Consider the following 23,073-nt stretch of genomic DNA (forward strand, 5'->3'; position numbering starts at 1 on the left):
CCATCATGCGGCGACTCTATTGTCGACCGCGAAGACAACACTGCTCCCGGCAAACGACCGCCTCGACGTCCAAACCGGGCTTGCATTTTGCCGCGCGATTAGACAACAGCCAGGGTCAAACTGAGAAATTGCTGGCAAATCTGGACAGGTCCGGTTCACGTTCGATTGCTGACCAACCAGCTAAGTGCCGGTTTCGGAAAGAAGGCAAGTGCCGGCCGCCGGGACTTATAGGTGACTTGGTGTAGTCTGGATTGCGGTAATCTGGATTATGCTGGGATCATCGAACACATTGTAAGCGCGCATCGACAGTTCCGACTTGGCATAACCGGCCCTCAGCTCGAGGCGCACGCCGCTCAAAACTTATGCATCTTTGTACTGTCTGCCCAATCAGAGGGCAAACACGCGACTGCGCGCCTCTGCCGCTGAAGCCGATTGCGGGAGACGCAGGCATCCTGGGCTGAATGTTCGCTCCTGACGGTGGCATTGCTCTTGCTTTGCATGTTGCGAGCGAAGATCAGGTCATGAGAATCATGAACGGCGGTCTTGAAATCGGCTTCGATGCCTGCCCGCTTTCGGGCCGCACGCGCCTGTCGCACCTGTATCAGATGGCGCCGTTGCGCGCCTTGTTCCCGCTGTGCACAGGCATGGATCTGCCGGTCGCCGTGACCACCAGCACGTCGGGCGGCTTTGCGGGCGGCGATCGGATGGATCTGTCGCTCCGCATCGGTGCCGGGGCCGGCGCCATGGGGACCGCCCAGGCTGCGGAGAAATTCTATCGCTCGACCGGGGCCGACACGGAGATCGCAATCCGGCTGGAGATCGGGGCCGGCGGCTGGCTGGAATGGCTGCCGCAGGAATCGATCCTGTTCAACGGCGCGCGCCTCAAGCGCCGCACGGAGATTACGCTCGCCCGCGATGCCGGACTTCTCGCCGGCGACCTGCTGGTGCTCGGCCGCCGGGCGCGGGGCGAGCGGATCGGTTATGGATGCATCCACGACCAGTGGCGCATCCGCATCGACGGCGCGCTGGCCTGGGCAGACTCCCTCTTCGGTGAAGATGACGATCTGGCGGATGCGTTGCAGCATCCCGCGGCGCTCGGCAATGCTGGAGCGGCGGCTTTGCTGGTGCATGCGGGGCCGGATGCCGCAGCGCGTCTTCCGCTGGTGCGCGATCTGCTCGATGCCGGCAACGTCCCGGTGCGCTGCGCCGCCACCTGCGTCAATGGCATTCTGCTGGTGCGGTGGCTGGCAGAGGAGTCCCTCGACATCCGGCCGAGCTTCGCGCGGATATGGACAGCCCTGCGCGCGGCGGCACGCAGCCTGTCACCTACCTTGCCGACCTTCTGGCATCATTGAGGGATCGCCGATGCGCCTGACGCCGCGGGAAAAAGACAAGCTGCTGATCGCGATGGCGGCCAACGTGGCGCGGCGGCGACTGGAACGCGGCGTGAAGCTGAATCATCCGGAAGCGGTCGCTCTCATCTCCGACTTCATCGTCGAAGGCGCGCGCGACGGGCACAAGGTCGCCGATCTGATGCGCGACGGCGCGAATGTCCTGAGGCGCGATCAGGTGATGGAGGGAATCCCCGAGATGCTGCACGAGGTGCAGGTCGAAGCGACTTTCCCTGACGGCGTGAAGCTGGTCACCGTCCACAATCCGATCCGCTAGGAGACGGCATGATTCCAGGCGAACTGTTCGTGCAGCCGGGCGAGATTGTCCTCAACGAAGGACGGCCGACCATCACCTTGCGCGTCGCCAACACCGGCGACCGGCCGATCCAGGTCGGCAGTCACTATCATTTCCATGAGACCAACGAGGCGCTCTATTTCGACCGCAGCGCGGCGCGCGGCTATCGGCTGGACATCCCCGCCGGCTCCGCGGTGCGCTTCGAGCCGGGGCAGAGCCGCATTGTCACCCTGGTCGCCATCGGCGGAGCGCGCGTGATCTGCGGCTTCTCCGGCGCTAAGAACGGTCCGCTGGAGAGCTGACATGGCCTATCGCATGGAGCGCGGCGCCTATGCCCTCACCTACGGCCCGACCACGGGCGACCGCATCCGCCTGGCCGACACGAATCTGGTGATCCAGATCGAGAAGGACCTCGCGATCCCCGGCGAAGAGGTGAAATTCGGCGGCGGCAAGACGATCCGCGACGGCATGGGCCAGTCGCAGCGCAGCCGGGCCGAAGGCGCGATGGACACCGTCATCACCAATGCGGTGATCGTCGATCACTGGGGCATCGTGAAGGCTGATGTCGGCTTGAAGGACGGCCGCATCGCCGCGATCGGCAAGGCGGGCAATCCCGACACGCAGCCGGGCGTCGACATCCTGATCGGCCCCGGCACCGAGATCATCGCCGGCGAAGGCCGCCTGCTGACCGCTGGCGGAATCGACGCGCATATCCACTGGATCTGCCCGCAGCAGGCGGACGAGGCGATCTACTCCGGCGTCACCACCATGGTCGGCGGCGGCACCGGTCCGGCGGAAGGCACCAGCGCCACCACTTGCACGCCGGGCCCTTGGCACATCGGGCGCATGCTGCGCGCGGTCGAGGGGTTGCCGGTGAATGTCGGGCTGCTGGGCAAGGGCAATGCCTCGCGTCCCGCCGCCTTGAGAGAGATGGTGGCGGCCGGCGCCTGCGGGCTGAAGCTGCACGAGGACTGGGGCACCACCCCCAGCGCAATCGATTGTTGCCTGGCGGTGGCGGAAGAGATGGACGTGCAGGTCGCCATCCACACCGACACGCTGAACGAATCCGGCTTCGTCGAGAGTACCATCGCGGCGTTCAAGGATCGCGTCATTCACGCCTATCATACCGAAGGCGCCGGCGGTGGTCATGCGCCGGACATCCTGAAGGTCTGCGGCCTGCCGAACGTGCTGCCCTCTTCCACCAATCCGACGCGTCCTTTCACGGTCAATACGCTCGAAGAGCATCTCGACATGCTGATGGTGTGCCATCATCTGGATGCACGCATTCCGGAAGACGTCGCCTTCGCCGAGAGCCGGATCCGGCGCGAGACCATCGCGGCCGAAGATCTGCTGCACGACCTCGGCGCGATCAGCATGATCTCATCCGACAGTCAGGCCATGGGCCGTGTCGGCGAGGTCATCATCCGCACCTGGCAGACCGCGCACAAGATGAAGGCCCAGTTCGGCTCGCTGCCTGGCGACCCGGCCGAGCATGACAATCTGCGGGTCAAACGCTACATCGCGAAGTACACCATCAATCCCGCGCTGACCCAGGGCATGGCCGCCGATGTCGGCTCGGTCGAGGTCGGCAAGCTTGCCGATCTCGTGTTGTGGGAGCCGGCGTTCTTCGGCGTGAAGCCGGACCTGGTGCTGAAGTGCGGCATGATCGCCGCGGCACCGATGGGGGATCCCAATGCTTCGATCCCGACGCCGCAGCCGCAGCATTATCGCCCGATGTTCGCCGCCTTTGGCGGGGCGCCCGCGGTCAGTGCCGTCACCTTCACCAGCGCCGCCGCCCTGCAGCGCGATATCGGGCGGGAATATGGGCTCACCCGGCAGCTGGTCGCGGTGGCCGGAACGCGCTCGATTTACAAGAAGGACATGGTGCATAATGCCGCCATGCCTGCGATCGACGTCGATCCCGAAACCTATGAAGTGCGTGCCGATGGCAGGCTGCTGACCTGTGAACCCGCCGCGCAGCTTCCGATGGCGCAGCGCTATTTCCTGTTCTGATGTCATGGACGCGGCGCGTCATGCTGCCCACTACATCGCCGCCGGCGAATGGCTGGCGACACTGGAAGTCGGGACCGTCACGCTGATCTACGCCGACCGTTGCCGGCGGCGTGTGCGCCTCCTCGATGATTCGGGCAACCCTTTCCTGCTCGATCTGGTGCGCCCCGCGCGCCTGGCTGACGGCGACGGGCTGGTGCTGGCAGATGGCACCATCATCCGAGTGATTGCCGCGCCGGAGCCGCTGACCGAAGCCATCGCCACCGACGCGCGGCATCTGGCGCGCCTCGCCTGGCACGTCGGTAACCGGCACGTGCCGGCGCAGATCGTCGATGAGCGCTGCCTGCGCATCCTTCATGACGCCGTGCTGGAACAGATGCTGTGCGGCCTGGCCGCCGAGACGCGCACCATCACCGCGCCCTTCCATCCCGAAGGCGGCGCCTATGTCACTCTGGCGGCCGGGCACCATCATGGACACGATTGAGCGGAGCGCGAGCGCAGCTGAAGCGGCGGCGCGCCTTCTTACCTGGCTGTCTCCCGCTTTCCCGGTCGGTTCCTTCAGCTATTCGCACGGGCTGGAATATGCCGTCGAAGCCGGCCTGGCATCAGACCGCTCGGCATTGCTCACCTGGATCGAAGGCATTCTGCGTCACGGCGCCGGCAGGTTGGATGGCATGCTGCTGCTGGAAGCGCACCGCGCCGCCACGGCCGCCGACCTTGATCGCTTGGCGGAGGCCGCTGAGCTCGCAGCCGCGATGCGCGGCAGCGCCGAGCTCGCGCTGGAATCGACGGCACAAGGCACTGCTTTCCTGAAGGCGATCGGCCGCGGGTGGCCGCACCTCGCCGATGCGCCGGCGCTTCGGACCCTCGCGCGCAGCACGCGCGTGGTCTATCCGGTGGCGGTGGGTGCAACCGCCGCCCTGGCAGGGATCGCCGAAGCCACGGTGCTCCAGGCCTATCTCGCCGCCTTCTGCGGCAATTTTGTGTCCGCCGCCTTGCGCCTGGCGCCGATCGGTCAGAGCGATGGTATCGCGGTGCTGGCCGCGCTGGAGCCGGCGATCTCCATCCAGGTCGAGTGCCTGGGCGTGACGCAATTCGAGAGACTTGGTTCCGCATCCTTGATGGTCGATTGGTGCAGCATGAAACACGAAACCCAGGATACGAGGTTGTTCAGGTCATGAGCCTTCCCGTTCGCATCGGAGTCGGCGGCCCGGTCGGCTCCGGCAAGACCGCCTTGCTGGAGCGGCTGTGCCGATGCCTCGCCGATTCGTACGAGATCGCCGTCATCACCAACGACATCTATACCAGCGAGGATGCCAGGTTCCTGACCCGCTCCGGCGCGCTGCCCATCGAGCGCATTGCGGGCGTCGAGACCGGCGGCTGCCCGCACACCGCGATCCGGGAGGATGCCTCCATCAACCTCGCCGCCGTCGATGAGATGTGCGGCAAGTTCCCGCAGCTAGAGCTGCTGTTCGTGGAATCAGGTGGCGACAATCTCAGTGCCACCTTCTCGCCGGAGCTGGCGGACATCACGCTCTACGTGATCGACGTTTCCGCCGGCGACAAGATTCCGCGCAAGGGTGGGCCGGGCATCACGCGCTCCGATATCCTTATCATCAACAAGACGGATCTGGCGCCGCTGGTCTGCGCCGATCTCGATCTGATGGCGCACGATGCAGTAATCAAACGCGGAGAGAAGCCGGTTGTCTTTTCCAACATGCGCACGGGCGAAGGGCTGGAACGCATTGTGTCCCTGATCCTGGAGTTGGGCGGTCTGCCGGCGCGCCGCGCCCAGTTCGTCCGCGAGCTGCCGCCGCTGACGGAATGGCGGCAGGTCTAGGAGCTGTCGCATGCTGACCGGGACATGCCATTGCGGTGCAGTGCGCGTGACGATCCCGAGAAAGCCGCGCAGCGTGACGGATTGCAACTGCTCGATCTGCCGCCGCTATGGCGTGCTCTGGGCCTATTACACGGCGTCCACGGTCCGCGTCGAGGCCAAGCGTGGAGCGACCGAGTCCTATTCCTGGGGCCGGAAGGCGCTGCGGTTCGTGCGGTGCACCACGTGCGGCTGCATCATGTGCTGGCAGCGGGCTTTGCATTTCAATTCCGGATCTACTGGCGCGTCTACAGCTTAAGGGACTTACGATAAACGATCCGGCAGCCGCCGAGCGGTTTATCAAGTTCGTAGGCTACTTCCGCTTCAGAGATTTTGCCCTCTCTCTGATGCAGCTGGCTCCGGCTGGCTTTCTGCGCAGTAGTCGCATCTTTGCAGCTCGCACACAGTTCGAAGACGTCCAAGCCATATAAAATTTGAGCGATCGACGAAATCCCACTCGGATGGGAACCTTGCGGGGAGTCGCTAGTCCGGTTCGCATCCAGCAGCAGACATAACTGGCTCACACCGGCTCGCCTGCGTAGTGCCAGACTGAGACGTCGTATGCAGTCTTGTGATCGGTCGGGTTCACCGCCGAAAGCAGACCTCTTTCCTGCCCGCGCTGGGTACCTACCATGACCTTGCGGCGGCACCGTTGCGACAGGTGCGGGCGCGAAAACGTGAACTTTCTTACCAGCAGGGCTCTACGGGGCAAGTCCGCGCAGTTTGACTCGGCGATGCGTGCTCCACCCATCCAAAACTGCGACCTCACGACAATACAGGTGCGGGTTTGCTTGGGCTCACGCGATTTCCGGTGGTCGCGTGAGCCACATTATACCGAGCAGATGATGACCGACGCCGTCAGACGCGTGCTGAGCTTCGGTGTCCGGTACTGGCGACGCTGAAGGTTAATCGTTGTCCGAAGCGGCCGCGCCGGCATCAACGTGTGAACGGGCAGTGGCCGGAACCGTCGTCAGCATGGCGAGGTCGTCGAGGCGTCGCCACACGTCCAGCGGGACGCGCCGGCCACTGCACCCAAGCTGCGCCAAAGAATGGATCGTGCCCTCGCAGACGAGCACCACCGTCGCCTGTTGCGCGAGTTCGGCGCCCTGCACCGAGGCCGATATCCAATAGCCATCCGGCGCCAGGACAGCATCGAAGCCGTGCCAGTGGACCCTAACCGGTCGCTGCATGCCACGGGCGACAAGAGCGGCGAACGGCAGTACCAGCAGCGGGAAGGCCACCTCCAACATTGTCAGCTTGCCTGCTCCAATGCCTTCTGGCAGTGCGGCGAAATCGGAAAGGGCGGCACCAGCCTTAATGGGACAGAGCAACTCGCCCTGCGCCGCCCGCCATTTGCCCGGCCCAACGGTTGGCGGCTCACCCGGCGGCGCCTGGAGCAATTGGAGCACCAGTTCTGGCCCAGGAAACCCGGCGGCGGTCAGCCAGGCCGCGCCCGCACCGACTTCCTCGGCCAATCCCCACGGCAGCCCGCTTCCACGGGCGGCCTTGAGGCACACAGCCTGTATCTCCGAGATCGAGAACATGATCTCGTCGGAGGCCGCGGTTGGGACCGGTGGACCGGCGCGCGTTGGATCATGAGGCTCAATTCTCATTCGACTGAATCCGCCAGCTCGTCAGGAAAGGGCGCGCCCTGGAAGAGGCTAATTCTGACCCAGCGGTCCGAACGCGGATCGAAGCGCGTGGCGCCGAAGAACGCCAGCTTGCAACGCAGGAGGTCGATGGGGAGCATGTCGGCCGAGATCAAATTGTCACGGATCTCGGCATAAGGGTGCGTTCGGGCGATCTGCACGCGACGGATCATGTAGCGGAATTCCGGATGGGCCAGAAGGAAGGCCGCTATGGGCGCGTGCACATCCCAGTGCTTGAGCGCCTCATGGAGCGACTGCGCCTGGCGCCCGATATCGAGCGGCTGCTCGCGCTCGGCGCCCGCTTCCTCGAAGCGTTCGCCGAGGCGTGGTTCCAGCTTGTCTTCCGACACGTACCAGAAGCGCGCCGTGTTCTCCGGCTGGGCATAGTCCAGCCTCAGCGGCGTGTCATAGATTTCCGCCATACAATTCCGGATTGTGCCTACAGCCATGCTGCCGTCGATCGTAAAGCTTGCGTCCTCATCGACATGCATGCTCTCGGCTAAGTCATCGACGAGGGCTCCGTGCGGCTCGATCACCAGCGCCAGCAACTGCTCCTGGCCCTCCGTCGAGAGCTGCACGTTGGCCCAGCGCCAGAGCGCATCCCACGCGTTCGCCGCCCGCCTGTCCCATCCGTCGGCAATGTAACCCGAAAGTCGGGCAAGGTCGGCGCGAAGGCTGTGCAGCTTCGCGACTTGGATCGGATGAGCGCTTGACCAGAGCGCCGCGTTTTCGCGCGCCCGCTCAAGTGCCGCCTCGAAGTGCGCGCATTCGCGCCTACCGGCCCCGGGCAAGGCCCGCACGCGCGCAAGCGCTTCCTCCCGCGCCATCACCCAGTTGTTGAGCAGGGCAGGATGTCGGATCAAAAAAGGCGCCATGCCGAGCCCCGTGGCATTGCCGACACCGAGCCGTCGCCGCAACGACCGATCCAGCTTGGCGGCAGTGGTGCCGCCTCTCGCCTGCGCAAGATGTTCGACTAGGTCGACCGTAAAAGCACGGATGAGCCAGACCGTCAGCATCTCGGCCTGGAACGGCGCGCGCAGTTCCGGCCGCTCGCAAATCCGCGCGCGGTCGGCGGCGCCGAACTTGCCGGACCCGTAGACCGCCGTGGTGCGCATCAGATAGCCGACCGAGTCGAGCTCACGCTGGTTCGGCTGACGCCCCTGCGCGAGACTGTCGACCACGTGCGAAAAGACGCGCACTGACTGATTGGCACGACTCAGCGTCAACTCGCTCGCGGTGATGCGCCCCGCTTCCTGCAGGGGGACATTGGCAGCAAGCCGGCTGACGTCGGACGGGGCGCGGGTGCCGTCGAACAGCGCGAAGGTCGCGTCCCAAGCGGTGGCGATTACGCGATCCGAACGCTGTTCATCCGGCAGGTCATGGCCGAACGCCACCAGTGAATAGGTGCGGACAGGACCGATGGCGCGATAGACGGCGTGCCCCACACCTTTATGATCGAGGTTCCAGACGGGCCGATCGAACCGCCAATGCTCGTCCTGCATGCGGCGCAGCAGGCATCGAAGGAAGGACAGGCGCGTGGGATGGCTGCAGCCCATGCGGGTGAGCCGCATCACCTCGGCCGGGCTGCGGCGAAGCAACGTGGTGTCCGCGACCCGGGTATGGACGCTGGTGCTCATAGTGCGGATGCCGGGCCGAAACTTGAGGCGAAGAACCGCAGCCAGTTACCGCCCAGGATCGCCGCCACCTCTCCCTCGACCATGCCCACCTTACGCAGGCCCGCCGCGATGTTCCCGAAGTCGCGGTTGTCACGGAACCAGGCGGGCATCTCTGGAAATCCGGGCGCCGCGGCACTGCCTTCACCGTAATCGATCCTCTTGGTCCAGCGGCCGGAGCGCATCCATTCCACGACGCTGTCGGGCTGGTCCTGGCAGAGGTCTGTGCCGAGGGCAAGCCGTTCGACGCCCATCAGCTCGGCGGTGTGCGCGATCATCGCGCAGAACTCGTCGAGTGAACAAGCGCTGCCGTTCTTCAGGTGATGCGGATAGGCCGAGAAACCGAGCACGCCCCCGCTTTCCGCCAGCGCTCGCAGCACGCGCTCCGACTTGTTGCGCCGGGCGGGGTGCCAGCTGGCGGGATTTGCGTGGGTTATTGCGATCGGACGGGTGGAGTGCTCGATCGCCTCCAGCGTTGAGCGCTCGGCAGAATGGCTCACGTCCACCACCATGCCCACGCGGTTCATCTCCGCGATGACCTCGCGCCCCATGCGCGTGAGGCCGGCATCCTCGGCCTCATAGCAGCCGGTGGCGAGCAGGGACTGGTTGTTGTAGCTGAGCTGCATGAATCGCAGCCCCAGCCGATGGAGCACTGGCACGAGCCCGATTTCATCTTCGATGATCGAAGGGTTCTGCGCGCCAAAGAAGATTGCCGTGCGGCCCGACTCTTGCGCCCGTTCGACATCGTCTGCGCTGAAGCCCTGGAAGATGAGGTCCGGATACCGTTCGAACCAGTGGTTCCAGGCGGCGATGTTGGCGGCGAGTTCGCGGAAGGTCTCGTGATAGGCAATGGTGACGTGCAGCGCATCGACGCCCCCTTCCCGCAGCTGGCGGAAGATCTTCTCGGACCACCGGTCATACTGCAGCCCGTCGATCAGTGGCGGCCGCCTCATACCGGCTCTCCGGCGGCGACATAGGCCGTCTTGACCGTGGTATAGAATTCGGCCGCATAGCGGCCCTGTTCGCGCGGACCGTAGCTGGACGCCCCGCGGCCGCCAAAGGGGACGTGATAGTCGGTCCCGGCGGTCGGCAGATTCACCATGATACAGCCCGCCCGCATGTGGCGGCGGAAGTGACGAGCGCGCGCCAGCGACCGCGTCATAATCGCGGCGGTCAAGCCGAACTCGCTGTCGTTCGCGATGGCCAGCGCCTCCTCATAGGATTGAGCCTTGATGATGCAGGTGATCGGCGCGAACATCTCTTCTTGGTTGATCCGCATGTCGTTCCGGGTGTTGGCGAAGATTGCAGGGGCCATGAAGTAACCGTCCGTCGGCGCCTCGACCCGGAAGCCGCCGCACAGCAATTCGGCGCCCTCGCTCCGGCCCAGCGCGATATAGTCCAGATCTTGCGCCAGCTGTTGCGCGCTCACCACGGGACCGATTTGTGTGCCCGCCTCCAGGGCGTGACCAACCTTCAGCGCCCTGGTCGCAGCCACCAGCTTCTCGACAAAGGCGTCGTGAACCGCCGCGTGAACAATGAGCCGAGAGGCCGCGGTACATTTCTGGCCGGTGCCACCAAATGCGGCGTTACAGGCATGGGCAATGGCAAGGTCGAGATCGGCGTCATCCATCACCAGAAGCGGGTTCTTGGAGCCCATCTCCATCTGCAGCTTCTTCATCGTGCCGATCCCGCTCGCCGCGATCCGGCGGCCGACCGGTACGGAGCCGGTGAAGCTGATGCCATCGACCGAGCGGCTTTCGGCCAGCCTGCGACCGATTTCGCCGCCCGACCCCATGACCAGATTGAACACCCCGCGCGGCAAATCGGCGCGCGCGATGATCTCGGTCAGCATGACGGCGCTGGCCGGTGTCAGCGTGGCGGGCTTCCAGACCACGCCGTTGCCGAAGGCGAGCGCAGGCGCGATCTTCCATGCCGGCGTTGCGATCGGGAAGTTCCACGGTGTGATGAGCGCGACGACGCCGAGCGGCTCGCGCCGGATTTCGATCTCGATCCCCGGCCGCACGCTGTCCGTGGCTTCTCCCATCTGCCGCACGGTTTCGGCGGCGAAATAGGCGAAGAACTGCCCCGCCCGATAGACCTCCCCACGACCTTCCGCCAGCGGCTTGCCCTCTTCGCGCGACAGCATCGTGCCGATTTCGGTGGCACGCGCCATCAACTCGCGTCCGATGGACATCAGCGCTTCGTAGCGACGTTCCGGACCGGCTGTGGCCCATTCTGGCTGCGCCGATCGCGCAGCGGCAATCGCTTCTTCGACCTGGCCACCATCGGCTTGCTCATAAGAGCCGATCAGGTCGGCAACGTCTGATGGATTGCGGTTTTCAACCACGCCGGTGCCCGCGCGCCATTGGCCGTCGATGTAGTTGCGGGTTTCGAGATTCATGGCGCGGGCCCGATGGTCGCGATGCCGGTCCAGTCTCCGCGATTGCAGTGTTTCAGGCAAACGAGTAATTTTCGACAAAGCTTCAAATTTTCTGAAGTGGATCAAATGATCAGGCTCGAAGCGATGCGTGTTTTCCTCGCTGTGGCTGATTGCGGCAACATCAGAGAAGCGGCGGAACGGCTGGGCCGCACGCCATCAGCCATCTCCATGACGCTGAAGCAGATCGAGGACCGGCTTGGGAGCCCTCTGTTCCAGTCCGACCGCAAGCACAGCGTGACCGAACTGGGCCGGTTCGTGCTCGACGCAGGCGCGGTGCTGTTGCGCGATTTCGACCGGACGATGGACCTGATCACGGCGTACGCGGAGAGCCGCTCCGGACGGCTTCGCCTCGCCTCGGTGCCCTCGGTAGCCGCCATGCTGCTGCCGCAAGTCCTCAAGGAATTCACAACAGCACGGCCGGGCCTCGAGATCGAACTCATCGATACCGATAGCTTCGATGTCCGCAAGCTCGTTGAGAGCGGCCAGGTCGATGTCGGCATTGCAAGCGCACCGAGAGACCAAGCCGGGCTCGACTTCGATCCGTTGTTCACCGATCCCTTCCGGCTGGTCTGCCGAGCAGCCTCGCCCCTTGCAAAGCGCAAGCGGCCCCTTTCGTGGGGCATGCTGCAAGGCTATGAAGTGATCGTGAACGAGGCGTCGCGACCGCTTCCGTCACCGGAATTTCAGGCCCTCGCCGCTCGCGGACGTTTGACCGTGCGCAACGTCACCTCGCTGCTTGCGCTGGTGCAGTCGGGGGCCGGAATCACCTTGTTGCCGGCTTTGGCAACTGCCAACCTACCACCCTCCCTGCGCGCGGTGCCGCTGGCCGATCGCTCCGCCATGCGCACCGTCGGATGGCTGTCGCGCCAGGGTCGCATTGCCAGCCCGGTGACGACTGCCTTTCGAGCCGCATTGTCCGCTGCAACGCGACAAAGGGCTAAGGAGCTAGGGCTTGCCCTCCCGACGGTGCGCTGAGCATATGTGCCGGGTCAAGTCCGCTCCTTGCTGGTTTCAGCTGATTCCAACGCAGAGAATGTATCCCAGAAGCATGAGTTGAAGATAAATAGCTGATGGCGCGCTAGTGCCATTTGCTCCGACAGGCTGCGGATGCCCCCGAGTTCATAGCCTCTACAACTCTGCTCGACTCGATTTCCGCCATGGGTCAAACTGAGCCTATCCATCCAGTTGAAGGATGGTCGGATCTATCTCCGACAGCAGACCTCCCTATTGCCGCCACATAGTGAATTGACTCGGGGCCCCAAGCAACTTGAACAAACGACGCCTGATTGGGCGCATGTCGCCCAATCCGACTCCGAGTCTACTTAATCGCGGATTCCGTCAAACGGGTGACTAGACGAAGATCCTTGATCGCCGCCTCGACGGTATTTCGCACCGGCGCGCCTTCGATCACACTCTTCCAGAACCCCACGAGCTCGCGGATAAACGGCTCCTCGTAGCTTGGCCGGTAGACGGTCTCCTGCCAACACATGGCATCCGATCTGGACACGGTGAGTTTGGTCGGAAAGTGGTTGAGGTAGGGCGATGGAAAGGTCAACTCGTAGACGCAGTCGTTGAAGTAGATCGTTACACGCTCCTTATAGTCGGCGACCTTGTGCACGAACAGGTGAGTCAACTGCCAGATCGCGTCGCAGCCGGTCAGCCGCACGCAGCCATGGCTACCGTCGCCGCCGGCGAAAAAGGCGGCACCGACCACCGCGCCTGTTTCCAGGCCCAGCGCCTCCAGAACACCGTGGACAACGTTGATGTCATGAATCATACTCGAGCAATAGGAGTTCGTGTAACCCCACATTTCGCTCGGCGTCAGCGCGCGACCGACCGCGCGCGCGACCTGCTCATCCCGCCGCCGACAGCCGTCCGCCAGGATCTCAGCCGGAATGTCGCCGGTCTTCACGAAATCGCCCTGATGTTGATTGAAGGGCCATGAATCGGGATCCTGCACTTCCACGCTTATCATCCGCAGCTGAGATGGGTCCTTCGGCAGAAGCGACAGGAGCTTCTCGTAACTGGGATCGTAGCGCTTCATGTAGCCGACCTGGACGACCCTGCCGGCCTTGTCCCGTGCGGCGGCGATCTCCTCGGCTTGCGGCACCGAAAAGCAGAGCGGCTTCTCGCAGAAGACATGGACGCCGCGATCGAGGGCGCGGAGCGTGATCTCCGCGTGATACTGGTCGGGCGCGGCGATCAGGATGGCGTCGATCCCGGCCTCCAGAAGCTGCTCGTAACCGGCGAACGCCGTGTGGCCGCGGCTCTCCAGCTCGCGACGCATATCTGCGGAAGCATCCGCTATGCCGACGATCTCAAAGAGCCTCTCCAGCCGACGCAGGTTGGGGATATGCTCGACCTGACCGATCAACCCGGCCCCAACCACGCCAATCCTCACTCGCTTCGCTCGGTTCATTCCTATGTTCCCCCTCCCGCGCCGCTACAAGTTGATCGTGTCTTCAGCCATGGAGTCGCTTCTGCTCGCCGAGGCGGCTGATCTCGGCTTCGAGCCGGCTGAGGTCCTCGCCGCCGGCCATGACATGCAGTACCTCATCGCGGCTGATCTCGCTGCGCGCGTACGTCCCTCTGCTGCGGCCACGATTGAGAAGCGTGAACCTGTCGGCGACGGTGTAGGCGTGATGGATGTTGTGCGAGATGAAGACGACACCCAGGCCCCGATTGCGCGCCTGCGCCACGTATTTCAGCACGATCGCGGCCTGGTGCACGCCGAGCGCCGACGTCGGCTCGTCCAGGATGAGCACGCGGGCGCCGAAATGAACCGCTCTTGCGATCGCTAGGCATTGCCGTTCGCCGCCGGACAAAGTGCCGACCGCTTGGCTGGGATCGCGGATGTCGATGCCGATCTCGGCCAGTTCACGGATCACGATCGCGTCGGCATGGTCGACATCGAAGCGCGCGAACGGCCCCCAGCCGATCTTGGGCTCTCGTCCCAGGAAGAAGTTGCGGGTGACGCTGAGCAGCGGAATCATCGCCAGGTCCTGATAGACAGTGCCGATGCCGCGATCGAGCGCCTGGCGCGGTGAGCCTATCTGAACCGGCTCGCCGTCGATGAGATAGGTGCCGCGGGTCGGCGGGTGCACGCCGGCCAGGATCTTGATCAGCGTCGATTTGCCCGCTCCGTTGTCGCCCAGCAGGCAGTGTACCTCTCCCGGGTAGACGGCGAAGCTCAGGTCCTGCAGCGCAACCACGGTGCCGAAGGACTTGTAGACGCTCTGGAGCTCGATGATCGGCGTCATGGCGCGCCTCCTAGCGTTCCTGTGTGGCGCGTCGGCGCACATAGTTGTTGAACAGCACGGCGACCAGCACCATCAGGCCGAGGAAGACCTTGAACAGGTCGGAATCGATGCCGATGTAGAGAATGCCGATCTGGACGGTGCCGTAGATCAGCGCGCCGAGCATTGCCCCGATCGCCGAGCCGTAGCCCCCGGTCAGCAGCGTGCCGCCGATCACAACAGCGATGATCGCATCGAACTCCTTCTGCGTGCCGCGGAGCGTATCCGCCGAGCCGACCGCGAGGACTTGCGTCGCCGCGAACAGGACCGCCGCGACGGCCGTCAGGATGAAGAGGATGATCTTCACCCGGTGCACGGGGACACCGACATTGCGGGCTGCCGACGGATCGCCGCCGACCGCGAAGATCCAGTTTCCGAACTGCGTTCTCAGCAGCACCCATGTGGCGAGCAGCGTCAGCCCGACCCACCAGACGATGGAGACGGGAAGCCCCTCGACCACGGGCAATCCGTTGGCTCTTGCCGCGATCCATCCATGATCCGCCATCCAGGCGAAGACCGGCTGCCCGATCCGCGCACCGAATATGCTGATGACGATGCTGTCGGGATCGCTCTGCGTGATCTTGGGGATTTGCGTGTATCCGTTGACGTAGCGCGTGATGGAGATCGCGAGTCCGCGCAGGATCAGCAGGGAGGCCAGCGTCACGATGAAAGACGGCAGGCCGGTCTTCACCGTCACGAGACCGTTGAGCGCGCCGATCCCGGCACAGATCACCAGGGCGATCAGGAAGGAGACCGATAACGGCATGCCATATACCGTGGCGGAAAGCCCGATGATGACCCCGGCGATCCCGATCATGGACCCGATCGACAGGTCGAACTCGCCCGCGATCATCAGAAGCGCCGCGGCCGCGGCCAGGATGCCTATTTCGGCCGACACCTGCAGGATGTTGATAATCCCCTCGATCGTGAACATTCCGCTGTCGCCGGCCACGGCGAAGAAGATCGCGTAGATGAGAATGACGCCGGACAGCGCGCCCAGCTCGGGCCGGCGCAACAGCCGCGCGATCGGGCTGCTGGTTCGGATTCTCGTCGTGTCGCTTCCCATGCCCTTCGGCGAGAGAGGTGCCATCTCCGTATTGCTTGCCATCGGTCCGACTCCTGTCGTGTCCATCTAGCCGCCCCTTCCAGGCGCGACCGTGCGCGGCGGGTTGGGCCTGACTCGCGTAGCACAACCCGCGCTGACGGTCCGCAAGGCAGATCAATGGGTCGGTAACGGGCGGCGGACATGATAGGAGGGATCGCGCCATTGACGGTACAGGGCGGGAAGGAACTCCCGGTACGCGCTCCACATCGATGGATACGGCGGCGGACAATCGGCCCGGATGGTCTCATGCAGCAACGGCAGCGCATGATAGGGCGTCGAGGGATACATGTGGTGTTCGACATGATAGTTCATGTTCCAGTACAGAAAGCGCGAGACGGGATTCATCAGCACGGTGCGCGAGTTGAGCCGATGATCCAGCACGTTCTCGGGCAGGCAGGCGTGCTGGACGATGCCGAAGAAGTTGTAGAGCCAGGCTCCCCCGATCGACGGGATCAGGCCGAACAGGTAGATCGGCAGCCAGGAACCGAGCCAGATCGCAGCGCCGGCGATCGCCGCAAACGCCAACACCCAGGCGCGCGCCTCGACAATGACCCGAGCGTGTTCGGCCTCCGGGACAAGAGTCTGCTCTTCAGGCGAGATGCGGCCGAAGGCGTTGCGGATGCTTGCAACGAATTCCCTGGGCGCCAGCTCGAAGCCGAAGAAGTCAAGCACCAGTCGGACCGGTCGGATCGGCAACCGGACCTGGATCTCCTGGTCCCTGCCGACGATGAGCGTGTCGGTATGATGGCGCGCGTGGCTCCATTTCCAGACGGTGGGCCGGCGCATGACCTGGAAGGACGCGATCTGATAGAGCCATGTGTTCATCCAGCCGGTCGCAAAGGGCGTGCCGTGCCCGGCTTCATGCCAACGGGAGTCGGCGGGGCCGGCGTACAGGGTCGCATAGAGGAAGAACGCCGGATACGCCCAAGCCGAGTTCCACGTGAGGACCAGCAGCCCGCCTGAAACCGCGATCAGCCCGTACCAGATCGCGGTGTCGCGCAGAGCGGGAGCGTCCGAGCGGCGAACGATGGCCTTCTTGAGCGGTCGCGGAATGTCGCTGCGGTACCATTCGGCCTGCACCAAGCCATTGGCCCGCGCACGCTCGCCATCGCCGCCGATCAATCGGTATCTGTCGTGGGCCATGATCGGGTCGCTCTCCCGGTCGGCCGGCCTGGCCTGCCGGGCACTGCGGCAAGCCTGGCTTGAGGCCGGGAACGTGTGCGCCTAGCGGATGCCTTTCTTGCTGAGGACCATGATCTTCTCCACGTCGGTGGGAGAGATGGCATTCGGCCCGGTATAGATGTTGTTGATCGGCAGCACCCCGTATTTGGCATTGAGCGTCAGCATGACGACCGGCAGGAAGCCCATCAGGTACTGCTGCGCATCGAACGAGAACAGCAGCTCCTTATCGCTCAGCGATGCCAGCGTATCGCCCGAGACGTCGAAGTTCCCGATCTTGTAGTTGGCGAGCGTTCCCTTGTCCCGGAGCGCAGCCACGACGTTGGTGGCCGAGGGCGCGCCCAGCGCCAGGATCCCGTCGATGTCCGGATGCGACGCCAGATAGGCGTTCAGCCTTGCCGCCGTCTCGGTCGGATCGAGGCTGATCTCCACGCGATCGCCTTTGCCGTTCATCGCCTCGATGAACCCGTCGCAGGCCGACTCGTTCACCAGGTTGCCGGTCTCATGGTTGGCGCATACGCCCTTCTTCACGCCGGCGTCGAGAAGCTGTTTCGCCGCTCTCTTGCCCTGCTCGAAATAGCTCGTTGTCCCGACAAAGAGCTTGAGACCCAGCTCCTCCACCTGATCCTCGCCGCTGTCAATGACGATGACGGGTATGCCGGCATCGGCGGCGGCCTTGACCGACTTGCCCAGCGCCTCGGCATCCGCGATGGAAACGACGAGGCCTTGCACCTTCTGGGTCACCGCCGCGTCGATCATGCGCGACATGACGACATAGTCGGTGGTCTGCGGCGCCTGATAGGAAACCTCCGCGCCCATCATTGCGGCGGCGTCGTCAACGCCCTTCTTGACCACACTCCAGTACGTGTCGGCCGATTGCCCGTGTGTGACCACTGCGATCTTGACCGAATCCTCGGCCATGGATTGCGGTGCCGCCAGGACGGCGACGGCCGCCATTGCAACCGCCACCGAGATTGATTTGATTGCGCGACTGCGAAGCATGACTTCCTCCTCCCTCTGGTTCTTTCGGGGCAATCCGGCCTCAAGCCGGTCCCACTGCTTGAATTGGTTCCTTGTCCCGCCCTCCGTTCATTACCGATCAGCGCGGGGCGCCCGTCATGGCGTGCTCACCGATAGGTGACATTGCGCAGCAGCTCGACCGATTTGCGCACGCCTTCCAGGGGATCGATGAGCGAGTCCTCGTGCTCGATCGACAGGACATCGTCATATCCGGCCATGCGCAGGGCGGCGCAGAACTGGCGCCACCATGCCTCGCCATGCCCGAAGCCGAGTGTCACGTAGTTCCAGCAGCGCGCACCAACCTCGCTGGCCGGGCGGGTGTCGAGCACGCCGTCGATCGCGGCGGGAATCGGCTTCACCCGCGTATCCTTCGCATGTACGTAATAGATCGCATCGCCCAGCGCCCGCACGGCCGCCAGCGGGTCGGCTCCCATCCACATCGGATGGCTGGGGTCATAGTTGGCACCGACGATATCGCCGACAACGTTGCGCAGCCGCTGCAAAGTCGATGGATTGTAGACGGCCTGCGCCCCATGCAGTTCCAGGCAGATGCGCTTGATGCCGTTGTCTCGCGCGACGACCGCCAAGTTGCGCCAATAGGGAATGATCTTCTCCTGCCATTGGTACTGCAGGATCGTTCGGCACTCCGGCGGCCACTCCGTAACGATCCAATTCGGATTGCTGTCGCCCGGACCACCCGGCAATCCAGACATCATTACGATCCGGTCGATCTCGAGAAGACGCGCGAGCTTGAGGGTCTTGACGGTCACATCGTGCTGTCGCGCGCCCTCGGTGCCCGGATAAAGCGGATTGCCCGAACAGTTGAGAGCCGAGATGGCCAGACCCCGATCGGCGACCTTCGCCTGGAACTCACGTCTCGCCACGCTGCTCTCCAGCATGCGATTGAGTTCGATGTGCGGTGCGCTCGACCAGTTGCCGCACGCGAATTCGAGACACTCGATCCCGAGTGTTGCGGCGGACTCGAGCATCGCGTCGAAGCCGAGGTGCGGCAGACTGTCGGTAAGCATTCCGATCTTCATGCGACGCCGATAACTCTAGTGCCTGAATACAACAATGAAACATTATTTATATCCCAAAGTCAAATGACGGAAACTGCAAAGGAACTACTTTGTGATCAAAATAAATCTCATACGAATATTTGCGTTCGAACGAACCAGTCTGTTCGGCATCGCGACAGTGCAAAGCCGTTTGGATGTGCTTCAACATTCCTGAGTAGCGCGCCCTACCCGGGTCCAAACCGTGATGGATTCGCGCGGAACGCCTTATGGCGGTGGGGAAACGTAGGAAGCAGCGCCGAAATCGTCGGCGCAGATCGGTGCTGCCGCGGGAACGAGCGTCAAATGAACCGTGGCGCGTCCAATCGACCCCTGGACGGGCCAATGGAAGGCGCTGGAACTGCGGATGTTTGTCAGCTTGCGAGCACGCAAGCGCACGCGACTACGCCGACCAATCTGCGGTGAACCAGGCGGCAAAGCCCGTCTTTGCCCCGCGCTTTCACGCACGGAGGCGTCATTTTCGCCATCGGCAAGAGGCTTCGACAATCGCACGACGTCGCCCCTCATTCCTCCCTATGAGTGATAATTATCGCTCAGGCAAGGACGCATTGAAAGGGGCATTCCTCCTCATGGATCCAGACAGCCCACGTCAATCGCATAGAGCAGATCTGCTTTGATTAAGGTCAATGCCCGCGCTCCAACTGCCCCGTTCGGCCCTTCGGAAAGATTCCCATCAATTCTTCCCTGTAGCACCGTAGCGATTCACGTCCTCAAATTTCGTGCAATAGGACCAAATGCGATGTGAGGGCGCAGCGTCGTTTGCATATCAAGTGACGTGCTCCGGGCCAACATGAGGCACAGCAGGCAGACCTGGATGGGTCAGGTTCACCTCTGACAGCTGAACGTCGCTTGCTGACGTCAGTTCGGCAGGTTCGCCGCAGTCCGAGTTGCCTTGGGTGTGGCGCCCCACCGGACCGCTCACAGCGACGCTCAAGCACTTGAGTGAGCGTGTAGGTCGGTAGCGGCGGGTCAATCCGGGAGGAATTGTCCTCCACACCCGCGGACGCGTCGGAAGTCTGCTCTCGAACGCTGCCGTCGTTACAGAGTTCATCCGAAACCTGCCGGCGGCTGCCAACTCGCGGCGCTACAACCGGCGTTCTGCGGCTCGACAACTGAACTGACAGTTCGCCGACACAGCGGCTTTCGCCACTGGTAAGGGTGCCGCAAACCATGAGATGGTCGGCTAGACGGGGTCGTCTGACGGTCGATGGGCGGCCCCATCCGGCCAGGCGCAGATACAGACTCGGTTGCCCGCGCGGTCAGCGAGCTTCCAGTGCGGCGGTTCATGCGACTCTCTGACGATACGGCCGCCCGCAGCGAGCGCTGCCTCCAACCGCGCCTTGACGTGCTCGCGCGCGACCGAGACGTCGATATGCATCGCGTGGCGCAATGGCTTGGCCTGGTCGAGCTCTTGCATCCAGACCGTCGATCCGTGTCCAAGGGGGTCGACCGCATTGTCATCGGCCATCAGGGTGTAGCCGAGGACGGCGCGCCAAAAACCGACGTCAATTTCATCGCGTTTCGCCGCAATGGCGACCTGGACCTCCTGGACGGCCCCACGATCGGCGACCGCACCGTATTCTGGCGCAACTGCCGAAACCGCCCGCGCGAGTTGGACATGCCATGATTCGAGATTCCAGATGTCACGGCTCAGCCGGACGGTCACGCGAGTATCTGTAAGGGTTAGCAGCACCCCCGCACCCGCAATCCCAGGTGTCTTCGCAACCGCCTCAGCCAAGCGCGCCGCCTCACTCAGCGACCCGACGCGAAAGACAGCGGTCGCGCCACCGTGCAGTACGACCCAGTCATTGACACCCTCGGCGGCGAGGAAATCACGCCAACCCTGCTCGCTCATGCTCATTCTCCAGGTTAAGCGGCGATAGGCCGCTGATCGGTGTCCCTCCCATGTTCTTCGCCCCGACGCGCCCAGACGCGCACCGCATCGTGGAAGCCAATGCCGCGTTTGGCAACAGGCCATAGATTTTGCCGCACAGCGCCGCAAGGACACGAACATCGGCTCTGCACGCTTGCCCCTCGGAATCCCTGCGGTGTCGTCAGGGCCGCTTCGGCCCGGTAGCAGACCGGATGCCTGTTGCTGAAGCTCCCAAACACAGCCGTATGCTTTGTCGCACTCGAGCGAGCGATGCTCGTTATCGTCTCGTGGCACGAGCAAACAAGTCGTTGGCGCCAGCTCACGTCGTCGAGAGGACATGTGTAGCGGAGGCAAGGAACGCAATCTTGCGATGTTCAGGCTTTCGATCGACGGCAGGCTGAGACGGCATGACGTCGTCCATCTGAAGGTCGAAGACAGTGGTCCTTGCGTCCTGAGGGCCGACCGGGCGCAGAGTCCGTCAGCGCAGAACCGGACATCAGATAAGGTGCGATTTCACAGAAAGACTCGCGATGGCCGAGCAGGCCGGTGTGTGCACTACCCGGATAGAGCAGACCTCCTCTATCCCGCTCCTATTGCCGGGTGGTGCCAACAGCCGACACTCGAAATGTATTCGGGAAGGAGTCACCCATGCTGGCAACAAGCACATGCCTTTTTTGAAGGAATCGCATTTGGGCCGATTGTTTCACCGTGAGGTGGCTCACGTCGGTCAACAGTGACGTTAGAAACTGCACCTTACAGATCAGCGTTTTCTGGAGTATTTCGGCCAATTTCCACAAATTGGGCCAGTGGGCCGGCCGGACAACCGGCTCTTTTATCCGCGCCACGTCGACCGCCGCGAAAAGTGAGGCAACGACCGGCACGACGGGTCGCAGCGCCGGCTCGGGCCGCACAGTGGCAAACCGGATCGGCGGCGCTGGGGCCAATTAGCTATCGACGCGCCAATCTGCCCGCCGGAGGTGATACCAATCCAGGTAAGGCTCCGCCATGCCCTGGCGGAACGCATGTTGGACGCGCCGGTCCAGCTCCGCGGGCGTCATCGCGGTGTATTCCTCCCGCCCCCGCGCCGCATCGCAGAAGGCCTGCTCGACTCCCGTCGGATCGACGAACCTCAGCGATGTGATCTGGCCACCTTTGTATGGGGCCTGGAACAGCAGCTTGTCCGCATCGTCCGCATGCCCATGGCCCAGGCGCCAGATCTCGTAGTCGAGCACGTCGCGCGCGAGCGTGAGATCGGGCAAGAAATCCGGCATCGCCATGGTGCCGCGCTTGGTCATGCCGAGCTTCCCAGCGATCGCCGCAGATACCGGATTAATGCGCCCGAAGATGACGGCCGAGACGCCTTCATGCGGCGTCGCCGCGAACAGCCAGTCGATCGCCGCCCGCACCGCTTCCTGCGCCAAGCCCTGGCCCCAACATTGCGGCGCGAGGCCATAGAGAATCTCCGATTCCTCGCCGATATCGGGGACAGCGAAACCGCACCAGCCGATGAGCGCGCCGGCCGGCGTCGCAATGCCGGAGCGAGCGCGCACCGCCCACCCGCCGTAGCCGCGTTCGTCCCAGTTAGCATTGTGCCAGCCGATGCGGTGCGCCGCGCTGGCGCGGCTGCGATCCGCTGTCGAAGCATTGGCAGTGATGTTCTTGGTGACCTCCGGGTCGGCGAGGATTTCCGCCAGCGCGCTGATGTCGACGTTGGTGAAAGCGTCCAATCTCAGGCGTTTAGTCGTGATGACGCGTATCTCGGCCACGTCGTGCCCCGCGTGATGTGCTTGTTGATCGGCCGCTTCCGGCGACGATTGGTCAAAAATACTGGCAGTGGTCCGCCTTGACGGCCTTCTCTGTCAGGAACCATCCCGGATCGACGATGCCCTCCGCTTCGGCAATGAGATCGGCCTGCTTTACCTCGAAGGTCTGAGCCGCATAACGGCAGCCGTACAAGGTCACGTTCCCGGTTTCGACGAGAAGCTTCAGGAAGTCCACGATCTCGGTCGGCTCGCCGTCCGCGGTCATCCGGGCGCGCAACCACTCCGCGTCGTCCTTGTGCCGACCGTCCACCGAGAGGGAGGCCGCTCCCTTGCTGGTCAGCGCCTTTACTGCCCAGAGCAGAAAGAGCATGTCGACCTTTACGCCGTTTCGGGCCTGGGTGTAGGCGAATGTCAGTGGCGTGAGAAT

General features: G+C 63.6%; 22 protein-coding genes. 9 read left to right on the forward strand and 13 right to left on the reverse strand.

The genetic code is table 11. The features are described 5' to 3' along the window. Positions 1-521: 521 nt before the first annotated feature. Genes DTX69_RS17630 through DTX69_RS17665 form a run of 8 tightly spaced genes read left to right on the forward strand, consistent with a single transcriptional unit; the run spans position 522 to position 5,831 of the window. Positions 522-1,355 carry an urease accessory protein UreD gene (locus DTX69_RS17630; protein ID WP_119303095.1) on the forward strand — a complete coding sequence of 278 codons (834 nt, stop codon included), beginning with the start codon at positions 522-524 and terminating at the stop codon, positions 1,353-1,355. Positions 1,356-1,365: 10 nt separating this feature from the next. After that, the gene (locus tag DTX69_RS17635) at positions 1,366-1,668 is read left to right on the forward strand and encodes an urease subunit gamma (protein WP_119302880.1); all 303 of its coding nucleotides are present in this window, start codon (positions 1,366-1,368) and stop codon (positions 1,666-1,668) included. A gap of 8 nt (positions 1,669-1,676) precedes the next feature. Then, on the forward strand, positions 1,677-1,988 hold the full coding sequence (locus DTX69_RS17640; RefSeq protein ID WP_119302881.1) for an urease subunit beta: 312 nt from the start codon (positions 1,677-1,679) through the stop codon (positions 1,986-1,988). A gap of 1 nt (position 1,989) precedes the next feature. After that, positions 1,990-3,699: an urease subunit alpha gene (gene ureC, locus DTX69_RS17645; RefSeq protein WP_119302882.1), complete on the forward strand. Its 1,710-nt coding sequence runs from the start codon at positions 1,990-1,992 to the stop codon at positions 3,697-3,699. A gap of 4 nt (positions 3,700-3,703) precedes the next feature. After that, positions 3,704-4,180, forward strand: a complete 477-nt coding sequence (locus tag DTX69_RS17650) for an urease accessory protein UreE (RefSeq protein ID WP_119302883.1) — start codon at positions 3,704-3,706, stop codon at positions 4,178-4,180. Further along, positions 4,140-4,877 (forward strand): urease accessory protein UreF, encoded by a 738-nt coding sequence (locus tag DTX69_RS17655; protein WP_284735869.1) that lies wholly within the window; start codon positions 4,140-4,142, stop codon positions 4,875-4,877. Before DTX69_RS17650 ends, DTX69_RS17655 begins: the two co-directional genes overlap by 41 nt. Next, entirely contained in the window at positions 4,874-5,536 is a 663-nt protein-coding gene (ureG, locus tag DTX69_RS17660) for an urease accessory protein UreG (RefSeq protein WP_119302885.1), read from the forward strand. The genes DTX69_RS17655 and ureG overlap by 4 nt, the downstream gene beginning before the upstream one ends. Positions 5,537-5,546: 10 nt before the next feature. Continuing rightward, entirely contained in the window at positions 5,547-5,831 is a 285-nt protein-coding gene (locus DTX69_RS17665; protein WP_119302886.1) for a GFA family protein, read from the forward strand. Positions 5,832-6,477: 646 nt separating this feature from the next. Here DTX69_RS17665 and DTX69_RS17670 read toward each other — a convergent pair. From DTX69_RS17670 to DTX69_RS17685, 4 genes are all read right to left on the reverse strand, one after another. Then, the gene (locus DTX69_RS17670; protein WP_284735871.1) at positions 6,478-7,116 is read right to left on the reverse strand and encodes a DUF3726 domain-containing protein; all 639 of its coding nucleotides are present in this window, start codon (positions 7,114-7,116) and stop codon (positions 6,478-6,480) included. Between the two features lie 65 nt (positions 7,117-7,181). Further along, positions 7,182-8,858 carry a hypothetical protein gene (locus tag DTX69_RS17675; protein ID WP_119302888.1) on the reverse strand — a complete coding sequence of 559 codons (1,677 nt, stop codon included), beginning with the start codon at positions 8,856-8,858 and terminating at the stop codon, positions 7,182-7,184. Further along, a complete protein-coding gene (locus DTX69_RS17680; RefSeq protein WP_119302889.1) occupies positions 8,855-9,847 on the reverse strand; it encodes a membrane dipeptidase in 993 nt (330 codons plus the stop codon). Before DTX69_RS17680 ends, DTX69_RS17675 begins: the two co-directional genes overlap by 4 nt. Further along, complete coding sequence (locus tag DTX69_RS17685; protein ID WP_119302890.1) at positions 9,844-11,295, reverse strand: aldehyde dehydrogenase family protein; 1,452 nt, start codon at positions 11,293-11,295, stop codon at positions 9,844-9,846. Before DTX69_RS17685 ends, DTX69_RS17680 begins: the two co-directional genes overlap by 4 nt. A 105-nt stretch (positions 11,296-11,400) precedes the next feature. Between DTX69_RS17685 and DTX69_RS17690 the strand changes: the two genes are divergently transcribed. Then, complete coding sequence (locus DTX69_RS17690) at positions 11,401-12,309, forward strand: LysR family transcriptional regulator (RefSeq protein ID WP_162917310.1); 909 nt, start codon at positions 11,401-11,403, stop codon at positions 12,307-12,309. A 343-nt stretch (positions 12,310-12,652) separates the two neighbouring features. Here the strand turns inward: DTX69_RS17690 and DTX69_RS17695 are convergent, their stop codons facing one another. From DTX69_RS17695 to DTX69_RS17740, 9 genes are all read right to left on the reverse strand, one after another. Next, on the reverse strand, positions 12,653-13,753 hold the full coding sequence (locus tag DTX69_RS17695) for a Gfo/Idh/MocA family protein (protein WP_119302892.1): 1,101 nt from the start codon (positions 13,751-13,753) through the stop codon (positions 12,653-12,655). A gap of 43 nt (positions 13,754-13,796) precedes the next feature. Continuing rightward, positions 13,797-14,594, reverse strand: coding sequence for an ATP-binding cassette domain-containing protein (locus tag DTX69_RS17700; RefSeq protein ID WP_119302893.1), 798 nt, complete (start codon positions 14,592-14,594; stop codon positions 13,797-13,799). Positions 14,595-14,604: 10 nt separating this feature from the next. After that, positions 14,605-15,738 carry an ABC transporter permease gene (locus tag DTX69_RS17705; RefSeq protein WP_284735872.1) on the reverse strand — a complete coding sequence of 378 codons (1,134 nt, stop codon included), beginning with the start codon at positions 15,736-15,738 and terminating at the stop codon, positions 14,605-14,607. A 111-nt stretch (positions 15,739-15,849) separates the two neighbouring features. Continuing rightward, a complete protein-coding gene (locus DTX69_RS17710; protein WP_119302894.1) occupies positions 15,850-16,878 on the reverse strand; it encodes a fatty acid desaturase in 1,029 nt (342 codons plus the stop codon). A gap of 81 nt (positions 16,879-16,959) precedes the next feature. After that, a complete protein-coding gene (locus DTX69_RS17715) occupies positions 16,960-17,916 on the reverse strand; it encodes a substrate-binding domain-containing protein (protein ID WP_119302895.1) in 957 nt (318 codons plus the stop codon). Positions 17,917-18,041: 125 nt separating this feature from the next. Then, positions 18,042-18,962 carry a sugar phosphate isomerase/epimerase family protein gene (locus DTX69_RS17720; RefSeq protein ID WP_284735873.1) on the reverse strand — a complete coding sequence of 307 codons (921 nt, stop codon included), beginning with the start codon at positions 18,960-18,962 and terminating at the stop codon, positions 18,042-18,044. Between the two features lie 1,231 nt (positions 18,963-20,193). Next, positions 20,194-20,865 (reverse strand): VOC family protein, encoded by a 672-nt coding sequence (locus tag DTX69_RS17725; RefSeq protein WP_119303097.1) that lies wholly within the window; start codon positions 20,863-20,865, stop codon positions 20,194-20,196. A gap of 962 nt (positions 20,866-21,827) precedes the next feature. After that, positions 21,828-22,649, reverse strand: a complete 822-nt coding sequence (locus DTX69_RS17735; protein WP_162917311.1) for a GNAT family N-acetyltransferase — start codon at positions 22,647-22,649, stop codon at positions 21,828-21,830. Between the two features lie 52 nt (positions 22,650-22,701). Further along, positions 22,702-23,016: a hypothetical protein gene (locus tag DTX69_RS17740; RefSeq protein ID WP_284735875.1), complete on the reverse strand. Its 315-nt coding sequence runs from the start codon at positions 23,014-23,016 to the stop codon at positions 22,702-22,704. Between the last annotated feature and the right edge of the window lie 57 nt (positions 23,017-23,073).

Source organism: Dongia deserti (genome assembly GCF_003574735.1).
Lineage (GTDB): Bacteria > Pseudomonadota > Alphaproteobacteria > Dongiales > Dongiaceae > Dongia_A > Dongia_A deserti.

Excerpts from the sequence above, each read along its gene's own strand:
- DTX69_RS17630 (WP_119303095.1), top strand. The coding sequence starts at position 522 with ATGAGAATCATGAACGGCGGTCTTGAAATCGGCTTCGATGCCTGCCCG.
- DTX69_RS17635 (WP_119302880.1), top strand. The coding sequence starts at position 1,366 with ATGCGCCTGACGCCGCGGGAAAAAGACAAGCTGCTGATCGCGATGGCG.
- DTX69_RS17640 (WP_119302881.1), top strand. The coding sequence starts at position 1,677 with ATGATTCCAGGCGAACTGTTCGTGCAGCCGGGCGAGATTGTCCTCAAC.
- ureC (WP_119302882.1), top strand. The coding sequence starts at position 1,990 with ATGGCCTATCGCATGGAGCGCGGCGCCTATGCCCTCACCTACGGCCCG.
- DTX69_RS17650 (WP_119302883.1), top strand. The coding sequence starts at position 3,704 with ATGGACGCGGCGCGTCATGCTGCCCACTACATCGCCGCCGGCGAATGG.
- DTX69_RS17655 (WP_284735869.1), top strand. The coding sequence starts at position 4,140 with ATGTCACTCTGGCGGCCGGGCACCATCATGGACACGATTGAGCGGAGC.
- ureG (WP_119302885.1), top strand. The coding sequence starts at position 4,874 with ATGAGCCTTCCCGTTCGCATCGGAGTCGGCGGCCCGGTCGGCTCCGGC.
- DTX69_RS17665 (WP_119302886.1), top strand. The coding sequence starts at position 5,547 with ATGCTGACCGGGACATGCCATTGCGGTGCAGTGCGCGTGACGATCCCG.
- DTX69_RS17670 (WP_284735871.1), bottom strand. The coding sequence starts at position 7,116 with ATGTTCTCGATCTCGGAGATACAGGCTGTGTGCCTCAAGGCCGCCCGT.
- DTX69_RS17675 (WP_119302888.1), bottom strand. The coding sequence starts at position 8,858 with ATGAGCACCAGCGTCCATACCCGGGTCGCGGACACCACGTTGCTTCGC.
- DTX69_RS17680 (WP_119302889.1), bottom strand. The coding sequence starts at position 9,847 with ATGAGGCGGCCGCCACTGATCGACGGGCTGCAGTATGACCGGTGGTCC.
- DTX69_RS17685 (WP_119302890.1), bottom strand. The coding sequence starts at position 11,295 with ATGAATCTCGAAACCCGCAACTACATCGACGGCCAATGGCGCGCGGGC.
- DTX69_RS17690 (WP_162917310.1), top strand. The coding sequence starts at position 11,401 with ATGATCAGGCTCGAAGCGATGCGTGTTTTCCTCGCTGTGGCTGATTGC.
- DTX69_RS17695 (WP_119302892.1), bottom strand. The coding sequence starts at position 13,753 with ATGAACCGAGCGAAGCGAGTGAGGATTGGCGTGGTTGGGGCCGGGTTG.
- DTX69_RS17700 (WP_119302893.1), bottom strand. The coding sequence starts at position 14,594 with ATGACGCCGATCATCGAGCTCCAGAGCGTCTACAAGTCCTTCGGCACC.
- DTX69_RS17705 (WP_284735872.1), bottom strand. The coding sequence starts at position 15,738 with ATGGCAAGCAATACGGAGATGGCACCTCTCTCGCCGAAGGGCATGGGA.
- DTX69_RS17710 (WP_119302894.1), bottom strand. The coding sequence starts at position 16,878 with ATGGCCCACGACAGATACCGATTGATCGGCGGCGATGGCGAGCGTGCG.
- DTX69_RS17715 (WP_119302895.1), bottom strand. The coding sequence starts at position 17,916 with ATGCTTCGCAGTCGCGCAATCAAATCAATCTCGGTGGCGGTTGCAATG.
- DTX69_RS17720 (WP_284735873.1), bottom strand. The coding sequence starts at position 18,962 with ATGCTTACCGACAGTCTGCCGCACCTCGGCTTCGACGCGATGCTCGAG.
- DTX69_RS17725 (WP_119303097.1), bottom strand. The coding sequence starts at position 20,865 with ATGAGCGAGCAGGGTTGGCGTGATTTCCTCGCCGCCGAGGGTGTCAAT.
- DTX69_RS17740 (WP_284735875.1), bottom strand. The coding sequence starts at position 23,016 with ATGCTCTTTCTGCTCTGGGCAGTAAAGGCGCTGACCAGCAAGGGAGCG.